The sequence below is a fragment of the Streptomyces sp. NPDC107562 genome (genome assembly GCF_055657325.1).
In genome coordinates, this window is record NZ_JBVKBE010000003.1 from 710450 (window position 1) to 728604 (window position 18155).

Consider the following 18155-nt stretch of genomic DNA (forward strand, 5'->3'; position numbering starts at 1 on the left):
ACGTCACCTCACGATGGTCGCGACAGGAAGCTTGTCGATCCGGATCGCCGACGCCTTGAACTCCGCCGTCCCCGCGATCGGGCAGTTCGCCTCGATCGTCAGCTGGTTGGTGTCCACCTCGTCGGGAAAGTGCATGGTCATGAAGGCGAGGCCGGGCCGCAGCGCCGGGTCGATCCACACCGGGGCGACCACCGCGCCGCGCCGCGAGGAGATCTGGACCTCCTCGCCCACGACGACCCCGTACCGCTCGGCGTCCTCCGGGCACAGCTCGACGTACTCGCCGCGCCGCAGCGGGGAGGCGAAACTCCCGCTCTGCACGCCGGTGTTGTAGGAGTCGAGCCGGCGTCCGGTGGTGAGCCGGATCGGGAACCGGTCGTCGGTGAGGTCGACCGGCGGATCGTGCTGGACCAGCCCGAAGGGCGCGAGGCGGCCCCGCCTGGCCGGGTCCGCGTCCCACAACCGGCCGTGCAGATAGCTGGGTTCGATCCCGTCGGTGCTCGGGCACGGCCACTGGATGCCCTGGTGCTCCGCCAGGCGGTCGTACGTCATCCCGTAGTGGTCCGGCGAGACCGAGCGCAGCTCGTTCCAGACCGCCTCGGCGTCGGCGTACTTCCAGTCGTGGCCCAGGCGCGCGGCCAGATCGCAGATGATGTCGATGTCCTCGCGCGCCTCGCCGGGCGGCGTGACGGCCCGGCGCACCCGCTGGACGCGGCGTTCGCTGTTGGTCGTGGTGCCGTCGGTCTCGGCCCACCCGGCGGTCGCGGGCAGCACGACGTCGGCGAGCTCGGCGGTCTTCGTCAGGAAGATGTCCTGCACGACCAGGAAGTCCAGTTCCTGCAGGCGGCGTACCGCCTGTCCGCTGTCCGCCTCGGACTGCGCCGGGTTCTCGCCGATGCAGTAGACGGCCTTGAGCGTGCCCTCCTCCATCGCCTCGAACATCTCCGTGAGGTTCAGTCCGTAGTGCGGCTGGATGACGGTGTCCCAGGCGGTCTCGAACTTCAGCCGGGTGTCGGGGTCGAGGATGTCCTGGAAGCCGGGCAGGCGGTTGGGGATCGCGCCCATGTCGCCGCCGCCCTGCACGTTGTTCTGGCCGCGCAGCGGCTGGAGCCCGGAGCCGTAGCGGCCGACGTGGCCGGTGAGCAGGGACAGGTTGATGAGCGCGCGGACGTTGTCGGTGCCGTTGTGGTGCTCGGTGATGCCCAGGGTCCAGCACAGCTGGGCGCGCTCGGCACGGGCGTAGGCGTGCGCCAGCTCGCGGATCGCCTGCGCCGGTACGCCCGTCACCTTCTCGGCGAGCGACAGCGTCCACGGCTCGACGAGTGCCTTGTACTCCTCGAAGCCGCTGGTCGCCCGCTCGATGAACGCCTCGTTGGCGAGCCCGGCGTGGATGATCTCGCGGCCGATCGCGTGCGCCATCGGGATGTCGGTGCCGACGTTCAGCCCGAGCCAGCTCTCCGCCCACTCGGCGGTGGAGGTGCGGCGCGGGTCGACGGCGTGCATGCGCGCCCCGTTGCGGATGCCCCGCAGGACGTGCTGGAAGAAGATCGGGTGCGCGTAGCGGGCGTTGGAGCCCCACATCACGATGACGTCGGTGTGCTCGATCTCCTCGTACGACGACGTCCCCCCGCCGGAGCCGAAGGCGGCGGACAGGCCCGCGACGCTGGGGGCGTGGCAGGTGCGGTTGCAGGAGTCGACGTTGTTGGTGCCCATGACGACCCGGGCGAACTTCTGGGCGACGTAGTTCATCTCGTTCGTCGCGCGGGCGCAGGAGAACATGCCGAACGCGCCCTGCGCCGCGCGCAGTCCGCGTGCGGCGCGGTCGAGCGCCTCGTCCCAGGTGGCCGGGCGGAAGGGGGCGTCGCGCGAGTCCCTGACGAGGGGGTGCGTGAGCCGGGTGTAGGTCTTCGGGGACTGGCGTTTCCTCATGCGGCGCTCCTCAGCGCGAGCAGGTCCGAGATGGCGTGCACCGTGCGCAGGGTGGGCACGTCGACGCCGGTGATCTCCGCCAGCTCGACGACCGCGGCGAGCAGCACGTCGAGTTCGAGCGGTTTGCCGCGCTCCAGGTCCTGGAGCGTGGACGTGCGGTGGTCGCCCACCTTCTCGGCGCCCGCGAGGCGGCGTTCGATGGAGACGCCGACCTCGCAGCCGAGGGCCTCGGCGACGGCGAGCGTCTCGGTCATCATGATCTCGATGACCCGACGGGTGCCGCCGTGCAGGCACATCTGGCGCATGGTGGCCCGGGCGAGCGCGCTGATCGGGTTGAAGGAGATGTTGCCGAGCAGCTTCAGCCAGATGTCGTTGCGCAGGTCCGGTTCGACGGGGCACTTCAGTCCGCCGGCCAGCATGGCGTCGCTGAAGGCGGAGCACCGCCCGGACACGCTGCGGTCGGGCTCGCCGATGGAGAACCTGGTGCCCTCCAGATGCCGGACGACGCCCGGCCCCTCCAGTTCGGTGGCCGCGTACACCACGCAGCCGATGGCCCGTTCGGGCGCGAGCACCGCGCTGACCGAGCCGCCGGGGTCCACGCTCTCGACGCGGTGGCCGTCGTGGGGGCCGCCGTGGCGGTGGAAGTACCACCAGGGGATGCCGTTCTGGGCGGCGATCACCGCCGTGGTGTCGTGCAGCAGTGGCTCGATCAGCGGCCCGCACGCCGCGTACGAGTTGGCCTTCAGGCCCAGGAAGACGTAGTCGACCGGGCCGACTTCGGCCGGGTCGTCGGTGGCGTGGGCGTGCGCGGTGAAGTCACCGCGCGGGCTCAGCACCCGCACTCCGTGCTGCCTCATGGCCGCGAGATGCGGTCCACGGGCGATGAGATGCACGTCGGCGCCCGCGCGATGGAGCGCGGCACCGACGTAGGCGCCGATTGCTCCGGCGCCGAGGACTGCGACTTTCACAAGAACACTCCGTTCGGTTTGAGGGATACCGCGGAGATGGCCGGGGACGGCTTATGTCGACGAAATATTGTCTACAGTATGGAGGTTGGGTCGACAAGGGTCCGGGCGATGACCGTTCGGCGCAGGTTGGATACCGCTCACCGCATACGGTCGACTCCGCGTCTTCCCAACCCCCTTGATCCTTCCTAGCGTCCGGGATCCATGAGTCCCCCCGTCGCACCCCCGGGATGGAGCCGCTGGCTGGTCCCGCCCGCCGCGCTCTCCGTCCATCTCTCCATCGGGCAGGCCTACGCCTGGAGCGTGTTCAAGCCGCCCCTCGAATCCGCGCTCGGCCTCAGCGGCACCCAGAGCGCCCTGCCCTTCCAGCTGGGCATCGTCATGCTCGGCCTGTCGGCCGCGTTCGGCGGCACGCTCGTGGAGCGCAACGGGCCGCGCTGGGCGATGACCGTGGCGCTGGTCTGCTTCTCCTCCGGCTTCCTGCTGTCGGCGCTCGGCGCGGCCACGGAGCAGTACTGGCTGATCGTCCTCGGCTACGGCTTCGTCGGCGGGATCGGCCTCGGCATCGGCTACATCTCACCCGTCTCCACGCTGATCAAGTGGTTCCCCGACCGGCCCGGCATGGCCACGGGCATCGCCATCATGGGCTTCGGCGGCGGCGCGCTGATCGCCTCCCCGTGGTCCGCGCAGATGCTGGAGTCCTTCGGCTCCGACAGCTCCGGGATCGCGCTCGCCTTCCTGGTGCACGGGCTGACGTACGCCGTGTTCATGCTGCTCGGCGTGATGCTCGTGCGGGTGCCGCGGACCGAGCGGCCGGTGGCGTCCGGTCCGGCCGTGACCGAGGGCGTCCAGGTGTCGGCGAAGAACGCCGTGCGCACCCCGCAGTTCTGGTGCCTGTGGGTCGTGCTCTGCATGAACGTGACCGCCGGCATCGGCATCCTGGAGAAGGCCGCGCCGATGATCACGGACTTCTTCGCGGACACCGCCACCCCGGTGTCGGTGACAGCCGCCGCCGGCTTCGTCGCGCTGCTCTCGGCGGCGAACATGGCGGGCCGCATCGCCTGGTCGTCGACGTCCGACCTGATCGGACGCAAGAACATCTACCGCGTCTACCTGGGCGTCGGCGGGCTGATGTACCTGCTGATCGCGCTGTTCGGGGACTCGTCCAAGCCGCTGTTCATCCTGTGCGCGCTGGTGATCCTCTCCTTCTACGGTGGTGGCTTCGCGACGATTCCCGCCTATCTGAAGGACCTCTTCGGCACCTACCAGGTCGGCGCGATCCACGGCCGGCTGCTCACCGCCTGGTCCACCGCCGGTGTGCTCGGACCGCTGATCGTCAACTGGATCGCCGACCGGCAGGAGGAGGCCGGCAGGCACGGCGCGTCCCTGTACGGACTGTCGTTCATGATCATGATCGGGCTGCTGGCCGTCGGCTTCGTCGCCAACGAGCTCGTCCGCCCCGTCCACCCCCGCCACCACATCCCCGCACCCCGTCAGGAGGCCGTCGATGCCGGACGACACCAGCCAGAGTCCGCCTGACCGGCGCCCGCTGATCGCGGTCGCCTGGCTGTGGGTGGGCGCACCGCTCGCCTACGGTCTGTACGAACTCGTCAGGAAGGCCACACAACTGTTCACAGGATGAAGTTGTCTGGATCTGCTGAGCGAACCACCTGGCCGGACGTTCGAGGCCCTGCGGGAAACCGACAAGCCGACGTTCTCATTCCTGTGCCTTCGCCTGCACCGTTACTCGTGAGTCGCTGACCAGACTGGTGGGTCCCGCATCCCGCAGCAACGAGGGGACCCCCCATGAACGGCTCGCGCATCGCCGCCGTCGGCCACTACCAGCCCGCCAGGGTGCTCACCAACGAGGACCTGGCGGGCATGGTCGACACCAGCGACGCATGGATCACCAGCCGGGTCGGCATCCGCACCCGGCACATCGCCGGCCCCGACGAGCCGGTGGACGAGCTCGCCGCGCACGCCGCCGCCAAGGCGCTCGCATCGGCCGGGCTGGCCCCCCAGGACATCGACCTCGTCCTCGTCGCCACCTCGACCGCCGTCGACCGCTCCCCGAACATGGCCGCGCGGGTCGCGGCCCGGCTCGGCGTCCCGAGGCCCGCCGCGATGGACGTCAACGTGGTGTGCGCCGGCTTCACCCACGCCCTCGCCACCGCCGACCACACCGTGCGGGCGGGTGCCGCCACCCGGGCGCTCGTGATCGGCGCCGACAAGATGTCCGACGTCACCGACTGGACCGACCGCTCCACGTGCGTGCTCGTCGGCGACGGGGCCGGGGCCGCCGTCGTGGAGGCCTCGGCGGAACCGGGCGTGGGGCCGGTGCTCTGGGGCTCGGTGCCGGAGATGGGGCACGCGGTGCGGATCGAGGGCGAGCCCGCGCGGTTCGCGCAGGAGGGGCAGAGCGTCTACCGCTGGGCGACCACCCAACTGCCGCCGCTCGCCCGGCAGGCCTGCGAGCGGGCCGGGTACGCGCCGGCGGACCTGGCCGCGGTGGTGCTGCACCAGGCCAACCTGCGCATCATCGAGCCGCTCGCCGAGAAGCTGGGCGCCGTCAACGCCGTCGTCGCGCGCGACGTCTGCGAGTCCGGGAACACCTCCGCGGCCAGCATCCCGCTCGCCCTGTCCAAGCTGGTGGAGCGCGGGGCGATTTCGAGCGGCGACCCGGTGCTGCTGTTCGGGTTCGGGGGGAACCTGTCGTACGCGGGGCAGGTCGTGCGCTGTCCCTGAGCGCGCCGGAGCGGACCGGAGTGTGACGAGGCCAACTACCGCTGCCGCTGGTCATTGTGCGCCGTAGACTGTAGACAAAAGGCAATTGATACTCTCTTTCCCAGGGCTTTACGGCTTCGGGGATTGCCCCGGCGTCGTCATCTGCTGTGCACGGCCCAGCCAGGAGGGGACCGATGTTGTCGACAGGACTGCCGCAGGGTGCGGTGCCCAAGCTCGAACGTCCCGGCCCACTGCGCGACCGCGTCTACGAGGCGTTGCTCGAACTCATCACCACCCGCGCCCTCCAGCCCGGCCAGCACCTGGTCGAGAGCGAACTCGCCGGGCACCTCGGCGTCTCCCGGCAGCCGGTGCGCGAGGCGCTGCAGCGGCTGAACACCGAGGGGTGGGTCGATCTGCGCCCGGCGCAGGGCGCGTTCGTGCACGAGCCGACCGAGGCGGAGGCCGACCAGCTGCTGACCGTGCGCACGCTGCTGGAGGCCGAGGCCGCCCGGCTCGCCGCGGCCAACGCGGGCAAGGCGGGCGTGGCCGTCCTGGAGGAGCTGTGCGCGGAGGGCGAGCGCGCGGTCGCCGCCGACGACGTGGACGGCGCGGTCGCGCTCAACGCGCGCTTCCACGCGAAGGTCATGGAGCTGGCGGGCAACGCGGTCCTCGCCGAACTGGCCGCCCAGGTCGACCGGCGGGTCCGCTGGTACTACACGCCGGTCGCCCGGCAGCGCGGAAAGCAGTCCTGGATCGAGCACCGCGAGCTGATCGCCGCGATCACCGCGCGTGACGAGCAGCGCGCGACGACCGTCATGCGCGCGCACACCGAGCACACCCGCAAGTCGTACCACGACCGCCCCCGCGGCTAGCGCCTGTCGCGGGAGCGGCGTCGTCGTCCGGGGGGCGGCAGCGCGGTGCCGGGTGCGTGCGCCGGGCGGCAGACGCCACGTTCGCGACAGGTCCCGGAGCCGCGCCAGGCCCTGGTCGACTCGGTCCCCTGCGCCCCGTCACGGGGGTGGCCGGGTGAGTGCCGCGTGCGGTCCTGCGTGCGGCCGCACCCCCGGCCCCGGCCTGCCTTCTGATCACTGCGCGTAAGCCTGGCCCCGGCCTCGCCCGGGCACACTCGTCCCCATCTTTGTCCTGTGAGTGGAGAAAGTCCGCAGCAATTCGTGCGCACCTTCTTCCCAGTCCCGGCTGCCACTGCTACGTTCCCCCTCGAAAGCCGGACAGCGATGGCCGATTCGAGGCGGGGAGGGGCTCGTGAGACGCATGACCGCACGACCCGCGAACGCCCACCAGGCCAGACTGCTGAAGCTGCTGCGCGACGGCGGGCCCAACTCCCGGGCCCAGCTGGGCGATCAGGTCGACCTCTCGCGGTCCAAGCTGGCCGTCGAGGTCGACCGGCTGCTGGAGACGGGCCTGATCGTCGCCGACGGACTCGCCGCCTCGCGCGGCGGCCGCCGCTCGCACAACATCCGGCTCGCACCAGGCCTGCGCTTCCTCGGCGTCGACATCGGCGCGACCTCCATAGACGTCGCGGTCACCAACGCGGAGCTGGAGATCCTGGGCCACATCACCCAGCCGATGGAGGTACGCGAGGGACCCGTCGCGGTCTTCGAGCAGGTCCTCGCCATGGCGGCCAAGCTGCGGGCCTCCGGGCTCGCGGAGGGTTTCGACGGCGCCGGCATCGGCGTCCCGGGCCCGGTCCGCTTCCCCGAGGGCGTGCCCGTGGCACCGCCGATCATGCCGGGCTGGGACGGCTTCCCCGTGCGGGAGGCACTCAGCCAGGAACTCGGCTGCCCGGTCATGGTCGACAACGACGTGAACCTGATGGCGATGGGGGAGATGCACGCGGGCGTCGCACGCTCGGTGGGCGACTTCCTCTGCGTCAAGATCGGCACCGGTATCGGCTGCGGCATCGTCGTCGGCGGTGCCGTACACCGCGGGACCACGGGCTCCGCGGGCGACATCGGGCACATCCAGGCCGTGCCCGACGGACGTCCGTGCGCCTGCGGCAACCGCGGCTGCCTGGAGGCCCACTTCAGCGGCGCGGCACTGGCCCGCGACGCGCTGGAGGCGGCCCAGCAAGGAGACTCGGCCGAACTCGCGGCACTGCTGGAGGCGAACGGCATGCTCACCGCCGTCGATGTCGCCACCGCCGCCGCCGCGGGAGACGCCACCGCCCTCGAACTGATCCGTGAGGGCGGAAACCGCACCGGCCAGGTCATCGCCGGCCTGGTCAGCTTCTTCAACCCCGGCCTCGTGGTGATCGGCGGTGGGGTGACCGGCCTCGGCCACACCCTGCTCGCCGCGATCCGCACCCAGGTCTACCGCCAGTCGCTGCCGCTGGCGACCGGCAATCTGCCCATCGTCCTCGGGGAGCTGGGCCCCACCGCCGGTGTCATCGGCGCGGCCCGGCTGATCAGCGACCACCTCTTCTCACCCGCGTAGGCACCTGCCGCGCGCACCACCCGCACCGCGCACCACCCGCACCGCGCACCACCGGAAGAGCGCACCACCCCGTACCGCCCACCGCACCGCCCTACCCTGCTCCGCCCTGCCCTGAAACCGGCCCGCACGCCTGCCAAGGGGAACCCACATGGCCCCAGAACCACCCCTGCTCAGCATGTCCGGCATCACCAAGTCGTTCCCCGGCGTCCGCGCCCTGGACGGCGTCGATCTCGACGTCCAGGCCGGTGAAGTGCACTGCCTGCTCGGCCAGAACGGCGCCGGCAAGTCCACCCTGATCAAGGTGCTGGCCGGCGCCCATCAGCCCGACACCGGCACCATCCGCTGGCGCGGCGAGGACGTCACCCTGCGTTCGCCCATCGCCGCCATGCGCCTGGGCATCGCCACCATCTACCAGGAACTCGACCTGGTGGAGCATCTGTCGGTCGCCGAGAACGTCCACCTCGGCCACGAACCCACGGCCGCCGGGTTCGTCGTACGGCGCGGGACGGCCAAGGCGGCGACGGCCCAGTTGCTCAAGCGGCTCGGGCACCCGGAGATCGATCCGGCCCGGCTCGTCGGTGAACTGTCCGCCGCCCAGCAGCAGATCGTCTCCATGGCCCGCGCGCTCTCCCACGACGTCCGGCTGATCGTGATGGACGAACCGTCCGCCGCGCTCGACCCCGACGAGGTCGACAACCTCTTCCGGATCGTCGGCGACCTCACCGCCGACGGCGTCGCCGTCGTCTACATCTCGCACCGCCTGGAGGAGATCCGCCGGATCGGCGACCGGGTGACCGTGCTCAAGGACGGCCGGGCCGTGGCGGGCGGGCTGCCCGCGAAGTCGACGCCGACGCGTGAGGTCGTGGCGCTGATGACCGGCCGCAACGTCGAGTACGTCTTCCCCGAGCGGCCGGCCGCGCCGGCCCAGGGGGAACCGCTGCTGGAGGTGCGGGGACTGGCGCGCACCGGTGAGTTCGAGGCCTTCGACCTGACCGTGCGCCCCGGTGAGATCGTCGGCCTCGCGGGACTCGTGGGCTCCGGCCGCTCCGAGATCCTGGAGACCATCTACGGCGCCCGCAGGCCCACCGCCGGTCACGTCCTCGTCGAGGGACAGCCGTTGAAGTCCGGCAGCGTACGGGCCGCCGTCCGCGCCGGACTCGGGCTCGCTCCCGAGGAGCGCAAGGCGCAGGCGCTGCTGATGCTGGAGTCGGTCACCCGCAACGTCTCGGTCTCCTCCATGTCCCGCTTCTCGCGGGGCGGCTGGATCGACCGCGGCGCGGAACTGGGCGCGGCGCGCGCGGCGACCCGCGAGCTGTCGCTGCGCCCCGACAACCCCTCGGTGCCGGTCCGCACCCTGTCCGGCGGCAACCAGCAGAAGGCCGTCCTGGCCCGCTGGCTGCTGCGCGGCTGCCGCGTCCTGCTGCTCGACGAGCCGACCCGCGGCGTCGATGTCGGCGCCCGCGCCGAGCTCTACGCGGTCGTGCGGCGCCTCGCCGACGAGGGACTCGGGGTGCTGCTGGTCTCCAGCGAGGTGCCCGAGGTGCTCGGCCTCGCCGACCGTGTGCTGGTGCTGCGGGAGGGGCGCGTCGTGCACACCGCCCCCGCCCGTGAGCTGGACGAACACCGCGTACTCGACCTCGTGATGGAAGGAAGCCCGGCGACATGACGCAGCCCGTCTCCCCGCCGCGGGACAGCGCCGACAAGGTGCCGACGGCCGTACCACCCCCCGCCTGGCGCGGCATGCTGTTCCGTGCCGACGTCCGCACCCTGTCGCTGCTCGGCGTGCTCGCCGCGCTCGTGATCATCGGCGGCATCACCAAGCCGGACCAGTTCCTCGACACCCGCAACCTGCAACTGGTCCTCACCCAGGCCTCCGTGATCGGTGTCGTCACGGTCGGGATGACCTTCGTGATCATCTCCGGCGGCATCGACCTCTCCGTCGGCGCGATCGTCGCCCTCGCCTCCGTGTGGGCCACCACCGTCGCCACCCAGGAGTACGGTTTCGCCGGCATCCTGTTCACCGCGGTGCTCGTCGGCGTGGGCTGCGGGCTGGTGAACGGAGTGCTCATCGCCTACGGCGGGATGGTCCCGTTCATCGCGACCCTGGCCATGCTGGCCTCGGCCCGCGGACTGGCGCTGCAGATCACCGACGGCAGCACCCAGATCGTCACGGTGGACGGCATCCTCGACCTGGGCGAGCGCGACGCGTACGTCCTCGGTATCCCGCCGCTCGTCCTCGTCTTCGCGGTCGTCACGATCATCGGCTGGCTGGTGCTCAACCGCACCACCTTCGGCCGCCGCTCGGTCGCCGTCGGCGGGAACGCGGAGGCGGCACGACTGGCCGGCATCGACGTCCGCCGGCAGCGCCTGTATCTCTACCTGCTCTCCGGACTGTGCTGCGGCATCGCCGCGTTCCTGCTGATCATCCTGTCCGGATCCGGTCAGAACACCAACGGCAACCTCTACGAACTCGACGCCATCGCCGCCGCGATCATCGGCGGCACGCTTCTCAGCGGAGGGCGCGGCACCATCGTCGGCTCCGTGCTCGGCGTCCTGATCTTCACCACGATCACCAACATCTTCGCCCTGAACAACCTGCAGAGCGACGTCCAGCAGATCGCCAAGGGCGCGATCATCGTCGCCGCCGTGCTGGTCCAGCGCCGTACCGCGAGCACGACCTGAGGAAAGGGTTCACCGCCATGTCGCAACTCACCAGTCGCAGAGGACTGCTCTTCGGGACGGCCGCCGTGTCGGCCGGTGCCCTCCTCGCCGGGTGCACCAGCAACGAGCCCAAGGAGGAGGAGCGGGCCGCCGACAACCAGCCGGCCGCCGACGACAAGCCCGGCAAGCAGGTCACCATCGGCTTCGCCGGACCGCAGGCCGACCACGGCTGGCTCAACGCGATCAACGAGAACGCCAAGAGCCGCGCCGAGAAGTACCAGGACGTCACGCTGGAGATCACCGAGGGCTCCAACGACACCGCCGCGCAGATCGGCCAGATCGAGACCCTCATCAACAAGAAGGTCGACGTCCTGGTCATCCTGCCCGCCGACGGCAAGGCGCTCACCCAGGTCGGGCTCAAGGCCATGCGGGCCGGGATCCCGGTGATCAACCTGGACCGCATCTTCAACACCCCGCAGGCGTACCGCTGCTGGATCGGCGGCGACAACTACGGCATGGGTCTGAACGCCGGCCACTACATCGGCGAGAAGCTCAAGGACAAGTCCGGCGCCCGGGTCATCGAACTGGCGGGCCTGGACAACCTGGAGCTGACCAAGCAGCGCACCCAGGGCTTCGACGACGCGCTGAAGAACTACCCGAACATCCGCAAGGTGGCCCGCCAGGCCGCCGAGTTCACCGTCGAGTCCGGCCAGGCCAAGATGGCCCAGCTGCTCCAGGCCCAGTCCAAGTTCGACGCGCTGTGGAACCACGACGACGACCAGGGCGTGGGCGCGCTGCGCGCCATCGAGCAGGCCGGGCGCGACGACTTCCTGATGGTCGGCGGCGCCGGTGCGCTCTCCGCGTTCCAGGCCATCGAGGCGGACGACGGCGTGCTGAAGGCGACGGTCCTCTACCCGCCGTCGATGGCCGCCTCGGCCATCGACCTGGCCCGTGCCCTCGGCCAGGCCAAGGGAGTCGGCGGCCTCGCCGAGTTCGAGATCCCGGCCTCGCTCACCTGCTACTCGGCCGTCGTCGACAAGATCAACGTCGAGCAGTACATGTCCACCGGCTTCAAGTGAGGCGCCCCGCCTGACGGGCCCGGCCCCAGTGAGCGGGCCGGGCCCGAACCCCCCACCGCGCCACGACGACGAGGAGGACATCCCCATGGCACAGCCGCAAGCGCCCGAAGGGGCCGACGCCGCGAAGCCCCCGCTGCGCATCGGCATGGTCGGCTACGCCTTCATGGGCGCCGCCCACTCCCAGGGCTGGCGCACCGCGGGCCGCGTCTTCGACCTGCCCCTGCGGCCGGAGCTGGCCGTCATCTGCGGGCGGGACGAGACGGCCGTACGCGCGGCGGCGGACCGGTACGGCTGGGCGGCGGCCGAGACCGACTGGCGGGCGCTGATCGCCCGGGACGACGTCGACGTGGTCGACATCTGCACCCCCGGCGACAGCCACGCCGAGATCGCGCTCGCGGCGCTGGCCGCGGGCAAGCACGTCCTGTGCGAGAAGCCCCTCGCGAACACCGTCGAGGAGGCGGAGGCGATGACGGCCGCCGCCGAGGAGGCCCACGGACGCGGCCAGTTGGCCATGGTCGGCTTCAACTACCGCCGGCTTCCCGCCACCGCGCTCGCCCGGCAGATGGTGGCCGAGGGCCGCCTCGGTACCCTGCGGCACGTCAGGGTGTCGTACCTCCAGGACTGGCTGGTCGACCCGCAGGCCCCGCTGACATGGCGGCTGCGCAAGGAGATGGCCGGCTCCGGCTCGCTCGGCGACCTCGGCGCGCACATCGTCGACCTGGCGCAGTACCTGGCGGGGGAGCAGCTGGCCGGCGTGTCGGCGCTCACCGAGACCTTCGTACGGGAACGGCCGCTCGCCGGCGCCGTCCGTGGTCTGGGCGCCGCCTCGGCCGACGGGACCGGGCAGGTCACCGTCGACGACGCCGCCCTGTTCACCGCTCGCTTCGCCTCCGGCGCGCTGGCCTCCTTCGAGGCCACCAGGTACGCCACCGGCCGCAAGAACGCCCTGCGCCTCGAACTCAACGGCGAGCGCGGCTCGCTCGCGTTCGACCTGGAGCGGCTCAACGAGCTCTGGTACCACGACGGCACCGAACCCGACACCCGGGCCGGCTTCCGCCGCATCCTCGTCACCGAACCCGACCACCCCTACCTGGACGCCTGGTGGCCGCCGGGCCACGGCCTCGGCTACGAGCACACCTTCGTCCACCAGGCCCGGGACCTGGTCCACGCGGTCGCCGAGGGGCGCCTGCCCGAACCCTCCTTCGCCGACGGGCTGCAGGTGCAGCGCGTGCTCGCGGCGGTCGAGGAGAGTGCCGAGAAGAACTCCGTCTACACCCCGATCGCTCTCTAGGAGGCGTCGGTCATGCCGCGCACGTTCACACTCTTCACCGGCCAGTGGGCCGACCTGCCGCTCGAAGAGGTCTGCCGCCTCGCCCGTGACTTCGGTTACGACGGTCTCGAACTGGCCTGCTGGGGCGACCACTTCGAGGTCGACAAGGCCCTCAGCGACCCCGCCTACGTCGAGTCGAGGCACCAGCTGCTCGACAAGTACGGCCTGAAGTGCTGGGCGATCTCCAACCACCTGGTCGGCCAGGCCGTCTGCGACGCCATCATCGACGAGCGCCACCAGGCCATCCTGCCCGCCCGGATCTGGGGCGACGGCGAGGCGGAGGGCGTGCGGCAGCGCGCCGCGGCCGAGATCGCCGACACCGCGCGGGCCGCGGCGGCGTTCGGTGTCGACACCGTCATCGGCTTCACCGGCTCCGCCATCTGGCACCTGGTCGCGATGTTCCCGCCCGCCCCCGAGGCGATGATCGAGCGGGGCTACGAGGACTTCGCCACGCGCTGGAACCCGATCCTGGACGTCTTCGACGCCGAGGGCGTCCGGTTCGCCCACGAGGTGCACCCGAGCGAAATCGCCTACGACTACTGGACGACCCGGCGTGCCCTGGAGGCCGTCGGCCACCGGCCCGCCTTCGGGCTGAACTTCGACCCCTCGCACTTCGTGTGGCAGGACCTCGACCCGGTCGGCTTCCTGTGGGACTTCCGCGACCGCATCTACCACGTGGACTGCAAGGAGGCCCGCAAGCGCCTCGACGGCCGCAACGGGCGCCTCGGCTCGCACCTGCCCTGGGGCGACCCGCGCCGCGGCTGGGACTTCGTCTCCGCGGGGCACGGCGACGTGCCCTGGGAGGACGTCTTCCGCATGCTGCGCTCCATCGACTACCAGGGCCCGATCTCCGTCGAGTGGGAGGACGCCGGCATGGACCGGCTCCAGGGCGCCCCCGAGGCCCTGGCACGCCTCAAGGCCTTCGACTTCGAGCCCCCCAGCGCGTCCTTCGACGCGGCGTTCAACAGCTGATCGACCCACCCCGCGACTGCTCGGGGACGGGGGCCGGAATCACCGCCGGTCCCCCCTCCGACCTGCCCGGATTCCGCTTTGTCCAGTGATGGGAAAAAGTTCGACAGGTCCTGGCCCAAGGGGTGTTCGGCCGCGACGCAAGCGGTTACCGTCCCTGAAGCATTTAAGACACAACCACCTCCGGGGTGACGGCGCACCCCGGCGCCCGCACCGCACGTCCACGCACCCATTCCGTACGGCCCACCCCGTTCCCGGAGGGACTTCGTGCACAGCACCAGACTCAGAAATACCCGCACCACGAGGCGTCCCAGGCTTCGTACCGCCCTTGCCCTGTTCACCGGCCTGCTGCTGGCCGTGGGCACCCCGGCGACCGTCGCCGGCGCCCACCCCGGCCACCCCGAACACGACGAACCGGCCGCCGAGGGGCAGTTCCAGCAGGTGCCGCTCGCCAAGGGCGAGCCCGAGATGGGCGAGCCGATGTCGCTCGCCGTGCTCCCCGACCGCAGCGTCCTGCACACCTCGCGCGACGGCACGCTGCGCCTGACCGACCAGGGCGGCGTCACCAAGGTCGCCGGCAAGATCCCCGTCTACAGCCACGACGAGGAAGGCCTGCAGGGCGTCGGCATCGACCCGGACTTCGAGAACAACCGGGCGATCTACCTCTACTACGCCCCGCCGCTCGACACCCCCGCGGGCGACGCCCCGGAGAACGGCACCCCCGAGGAGCTCGCGAAGTTCGACGGCGTCAACCGCCTCGCCCGCTTCGTGCTGAACCCCAACGGCACGCTGGACATGGCGAGCGAGAAGAAGGTCCTGGACGTCGCGGCCTCCCGAGGCACCTGCTGCCACGTCGGCGGCGACATCGACTTCGACGCGGACGGCAACCTCTACCTGTCGACCGGCGACGACACCAACCCCTTCTCGTCCGACGGCTACACCCCGATCGACGACCGCGAGGGCCGCAACCCCGCCTTCGACGCCCGCCGCAGCTCGGGCAACACCAACGACCTGCGCGGCAAGATCCTGCGCATCAAGGTCGCCGAGGACGGCTCCTACACCGTTCCGCAGGGCAACCTCTTCGCCCCGGGCACTGAGAAGACCCGTCCCGAGATCTACGCGATGGGCTTCCGCAACCCGTTCCGGATGAGTGTCGACGACGAGACCGGCATCGTGTACGTGGGCGACTACGGCCCCGACGCGGGCGCCGCCGACCCGAACCGGGGCCCGGCGGGACAGGTCGAGTTCGCCAAGGTCACCGAGGCCGCCAACTTCGGCTGGCCGTTCTGCACCGGGAACAACGACGCCTACGTCGACTACGACTTCGCCACCGGCACCTCCGGCGGGAAGTTCGACTGCGCCGCCCCGAAGAACACCTCGCCGCACAACACGGGCCTGGTCGACCTGCCGCCCGCGCAGGCCGCCTGGATCCCGTACGACGGCGGATCCGTGCCCGAGTTCGGCAGTGGCTCCGAGTCCCCGATGGGCGGCCCGGTCTACCGCTACGACGCCGACCTCGACTCCAGCGTGAAGTTCCCCGAGGCCTACGACGGCGACTTCTTCGCGGGTGAGTTCGGGCGCCGCTGGATCAAGCGGATCGAGCAGAACGAGGACGGCTCGGTCGCGAAGATCAACGACTTCCCGTGGACCGGCACCCAGATCATGGACATGGAGTTCGGCCCCGACGGCGCGCTCTACGTCCTGGACTACGGCGTGTCCTGGTTCCAGGGCGACGAGAACTCCGCGCTGTACCGGATCGAGCACGCCGAGGACGGCTTCTCCCCGATCGCCGAGGTGAGCGCCGACAAGACGTCCGGCGCGGCCGGCCTGAAGGTCACCTTCACCGGCTCCGCGACGGACGCCGACTCCACGGACCTCACCTACAGCTGGGACTTCGGCGACGGCACCACGGGCGAGGGCCTCAAGCCCACCCACCGGTACAAGAAGGTCGGCACCTACACCGCCACCTTCACCGCCAAGGACGCCGAGGGCAACACCGGCAACGCCAGCGTCCGGATCGTGGTCGGCAACACCGAGCCCAAGGTGCGCATCGACGTCCCGGCCAACGGCACCCTGGCCGCGTTCGGCGAACCCGTCCCGTTCAAGGTGACCGTCACCGACCCCGAGGAGACGATCGACTGCTCCAAGGTCAAGGTGGCCTACAGCCTCGGCCACGACTCCCACGCCCACGAGCTGACCAGCGAGATGGGCTGCGAGGGCACCCTGAAGCCGCCGCCCGGTGACGGCGGACACGACCCCAACGCCAACATCTACGGCGTCGTCGGCGCCAGCTACACCGACGGCGGGGCCAATGGCCAGGAGGCCCTGACCGGTACCGCGCGCACCGTGCTCCAGCCGCCGCACCGCCAGGCCGAGCACTTCGGCGCCCAGTCCGGCATCAGGACCTACGACAAGGCCGGCGCCAACGGCGGCAAGACCGTCGGCGACATCAACGACGGCGACTGGATCTCCTTCAGCCCCTACCGGTTCGACGGGCAGAAGAAGGTGACCGTGCGGGCCTCCTCCGGCGGCGCCGGCGGCTTCGTCGAACTGCGCACCGGTTCGCCCGAGGGACCGCTGCACGGCTCGGCCTACATCCCGCCGACCGGCAGCTGGGACACCTTCCAGAACGTCGACGTCCCGCTGCGTGCGCTGCCCAAGGGCACCACGGAGATCTACCTGGTCTTCCGGGGCGGCGAGGGCGCGCTCTACGACGTCGACGACTTCGAGTTCTCCAAGGAGCCGTTCAAGGCCGGCAAGAAGGTCCTGGTCTTCTCCAAGACCGCCGGCTTCCGGCACGACTCCATCCCGGCCGGCATCGCGGCCCTGAAGGAGCTCGGCGCACCGGCCGGCATCACGGTCGACGCGACCGAGGAGGCCGGGCAGTTCACCACGGCCAACCTCGCCAAGTACGACGCCGTGGCCTTCCTGTCCACCACCGGTGACGTCCTCAACGCCGCCCAGCAGACGGCGTTCGAGAACTTCGTCAAGAACGGCGGCGGCTACATGGGCATCCACGCCGCCGCCGACACCGAGTACGCGTGGGAGTTCTACGGCGGCCTCGTCGGCGCCTACTTCGACTCGCACCCGGCCATCCAGAAGGCCACGGTCCGCGTCGAGGACCACGACCACCCGTCGACCTCGCACCTCGGCGACGCCTGGGAGCGCACCGACGAGTGGTACAACTACCGCACCAACCCGCGTGAGCAGGCCAAGGTCCTCGCCACCCTGGACGAGACCACCTACCAGGGCGGGAACATGAAGGGCGACCACCCGATCGCCTGGTGCCAGAGCTACGGCGGCGGCCGCTCCTTCTACACCGGCGGCGGCCACACCAAGGAGTCGTACGCCGAGGAGGCCTTCCGCGCCCATCTGCTCGGCGGTCTGCAGTACGCCACCGGCCAGGTCAAGTCGGACTGCAAGCCGAGCACGGACTACCGGAAGATCTTCAACGGCCAGACCCTGGACGGCTGGAAGCAGGCCGGCCCCGGCAAGTTCAACGTCAAGGGCGGCACCCTGGAGTCCGAGGGCGGCATGGGTCTGCTCTGGTACCAGGCCAAGGACCTGAAGTCGTACTCCCTCAAGCTCGACTGGAAGATGCAGGGCGACGACAACTCCGGGATCTTCGTGGGCTTCCCCGCCTCCGACGACCCCTGGTCCGCGGTGAACAAGGGTTACGAGATCCAGATCGACGCCACTGACGCGCCCGACCGCACCACGGGCTCCGTCTACTCGTTCAAGTCGGCGAACATCAAGGCCCGTGACCAGGTCCTGCGTCCGCCCGGACAGTGGAACTCCTACGAGATCAAGGTCCAGGGCGAACGCCTCCAGGTGTTCCTCAACGGAGTCAAGATCAACGACTTCACCAACAAGGACCCCCAGCGGAGCCTGACCGACGGTCACATCGGCCTCCAGAACCACGGAGCCGACGACCAGGTGTCCTTCCGCAACATCCAGTTGAAGGAACTGCCCACCACGGGCGGCTGAGCGGGCGGCGGGCGGGGGACGCCGGACCCCCGCCCGCCGTCTTCGTCCCGCCGCCCGGGG

Annotated in this window: 13 protein-coding genes; 11 read left to right on the forward strand and 2 right to left on the reverse strand. The window is 70.8% G+C overall.

Going from position 1 to position 18155, the window contains the following annotated elements:
* Positions 1-3: 3 nt before the first annotated feature.
* A complete protein-coding gene (locus ACZ7LV_RS13385; RefSeq protein WP_471938850.1) occupies positions 4-1926 on the reverse strand; it encodes a molybdopterin oxidoreductase family protein in 1923 nt (640 codons plus the stop codon).
* Positions 1923-2894 carry a 2-dehydropantoate 2-reductase gene (locus tag ACZ7LV_RS13390; protein WP_471938852.1) on the reverse strand — a complete coding sequence of 324 codons (972 nt, stop codon included), beginning with the start codon at positions 2892-2894 and terminating at the stop codon, positions 1923-1925. The genes ACZ7LV_RS13385 and ACZ7LV_RS13390 overlap by 4 nt, the downstream gene beginning before the upstream one ends.
* Positions 2895-3095: 201 nt before the next feature.
* Here ACZ7LV_RS13390 and ACZ7LV_RS13395 point away from each other — a divergent pair, with 201 nt between their 5' ends.
* The 11 genes from ACZ7LV_RS13395 (at position 3096) to ACZ7LV_RS13445 (ending at position 18095) form a co-directional block, all read left to right on the forward strand.
* Positions 3096-4430, forward strand: a complete 1335-nt coding sequence (locus ACZ7LV_RS13395; protein WP_471938854.1) for an OFA family MFS transporter — start codon at positions 3096-3098, stop codon at positions 4428-4430.
* Positions 4399-4533, forward strand: a complete 135-nt coding sequence (locus ACZ7LV_RS13400) for an MFS transporter small subunit (RefSeq protein ID WP_401665905.1) — start codon at positions 4399-4401, stop codon at positions 4531-4533. The genes ACZ7LV_RS13395 and ACZ7LV_RS13400 overlap by 32 nt, the downstream gene beginning before the upstream one ends.
* Positions 4534-4697: 164 nt before the next feature.
* Positions 4698-5636, forward strand: a complete 939-nt coding sequence (locus ACZ7LV_RS13405) for a beta-ketoacyl-ACP synthase III (protein ID WP_471938856.1) — start codon at positions 4698-4700, stop codon at positions 5634-5636.
* Positions 5637-5809: 173 nt separating this feature from the next.
* Positions 5810-6487 (forward strand): GntR family transcriptional regulator, encoded by a 678-nt coding sequence (locus ACZ7LV_RS13410; RefSeq protein ID WP_401665911.1) that lies wholly within the window; start codon positions 5810-5812, stop codon positions 6485-6487.
* A 400-nt stretch (positions 6488-6887) separates the two neighbouring features.
* Complete coding sequence (locus tag ACZ7LV_RS13415; protein ID WP_471938859.1) at positions 6888-8069, forward strand: ROK family transcriptional regulator; 1182 nt, start codon at positions 6888-6890, stop codon at positions 8067-8069.
* A 148-nt stretch (positions 8070-8217) separates the two neighbouring features.
* Positions 8218-9735, forward strand: a complete 1518-nt coding sequence (locus tag ACZ7LV_RS13420) for a sugar ABC transporter ATP-binding protein (protein WP_471938861.1) — start codon at positions 8218-8220, stop codon at positions 9733-9735.
* Positions 9732-10751, forward strand: a complete 1020-nt coding sequence (locus ACZ7LV_RS13425; protein ID WP_471938863.1) for an ABC transporter permease — start codon at positions 9732-9734, stop codon at positions 10749-10751. The genes ACZ7LV_RS13420 and ACZ7LV_RS13425 overlap by 4 nt, the downstream gene beginning before the upstream one ends.
* Before the next feature lie 17 nt (positions 10752-10768).
* Positions 10769-11809, forward strand: a complete 1041-nt coding sequence (locus ACZ7LV_RS13430) for a substrate-binding domain-containing protein (protein ID WP_471938865.1) — start codon at positions 10769-10771, stop codon at positions 11807-11809.
* Between the two features lie 85 nt (positions 11810-11894).
* Positions 11895-13100 carry a Gfo/Idh/MocA family protein gene (locus ACZ7LV_RS13435; protein ID WP_471938867.1) on the forward strand — a complete coding sequence of 402 codons (1206 nt, stop codon included), beginning with the start codon at positions 11895-11897 and terminating at the stop codon, positions 13098-13100.
* 12 nt (positions 13101-13112) lie between these two features.
* Positions 13113-14111 (forward strand): sugar phosphate isomerase/epimerase family protein, encoded by a 999-nt coding sequence (locus tag ACZ7LV_RS13440; RefSeq protein ID WP_401665928.1) that lies wholly within the window; start codon positions 13113-13115, stop codon positions 14109-14111.
* A 264-nt stretch (positions 14112-14375) separates the two neighbouring features.
* Positions 14376-18095, forward strand: coding sequence for a ThuA domain-containing protein (locus ACZ7LV_RS13445; RefSeq protein WP_471938869.1), 3720 nt, complete (start codon positions 14376-14378; stop codon positions 18093-18095).
* The last annotated feature ends 60 nt before the right edge of the window (positions 18096-18155 follow it).

Bases quoted from the DNA above. Each gene is read 5' to 3' on its own strand.
- ACZ7LV_RS13420 (WP_471938861.1), top strand. From the start codon at position 8,218: ATGGCCCCAGAACCACCCCTGCTCAGCATGTCCGGCATCACCAAGTCG.
- ACZ7LV_RS13435 (WP_471938867.1), top strand. From the start codon at position 11,895: ATGGCACAGCCGCAAGCGCCCGAAGGGGCCGACGCCGCGAAGCCCCCG.
- ACZ7LV_RS13440 (WP_401665928.1), top strand. From the start codon at position 13,113: ATGCCGCGCACGTTCACACTCTTCACCGGCCAGTGGGCCGACCTGCCG.
- ACZ7LV_RS13385 (WP_471938850.1), bottom strand. From the start codon at position 1,926: ATGAGGAAACGCCAGTCCCCGAAGACCTACACCCGGCTCACGCACCCC.
- ACZ7LV_RS13430 (WP_471938865.1), top strand. From the start codon at position 10,769: ATGTCGCAACTCACCAGTCGCAGAGGACTGCTCTTCGGGACGGCCGCC.
- ACZ7LV_RS13425 (WP_471938863.1), top strand. From the start codon at position 9,732: ATGACGCAGCCCGTCTCCCCGCCGCGGGACAGCGCCGACAAGGTGCCG.
- ACZ7LV_RS13415 (WP_471938859.1), top strand. From the start codon at position 6,888: ATGACCGCACGACCCGCGAACGCCCACCAGGCCAGACTGCTGAAGCTG.
- ACZ7LV_RS13395 (WP_471938854.1), top strand. From the start codon at position 3,096: ATGAGTCCCCCCGTCGCACCCCCGGGATGGAGCCGCTGGCTGGTCCCG.
- ACZ7LV_RS13410 (WP_401665911.1), top strand. From the start codon at position 5,810: ATGTTGTCGACAGGACTGCCGCAGGGTGCGGTGCCCAAGCTCGAACGT.
- ACZ7LV_RS13400 (WP_401665905.1), top strand. From the start codon at position 4,399: ATGCCGGACGACACCAGCCAGAGTCCGCCTGACCGGCGCCCGCTGATC.
- ACZ7LV_RS13405 (WP_471938856.1), top strand. From the start codon at position 4,698: ATGAACGGCTCGCGCATCGCCGCCGTCGGCCACTACCAGCCCGCCAGG.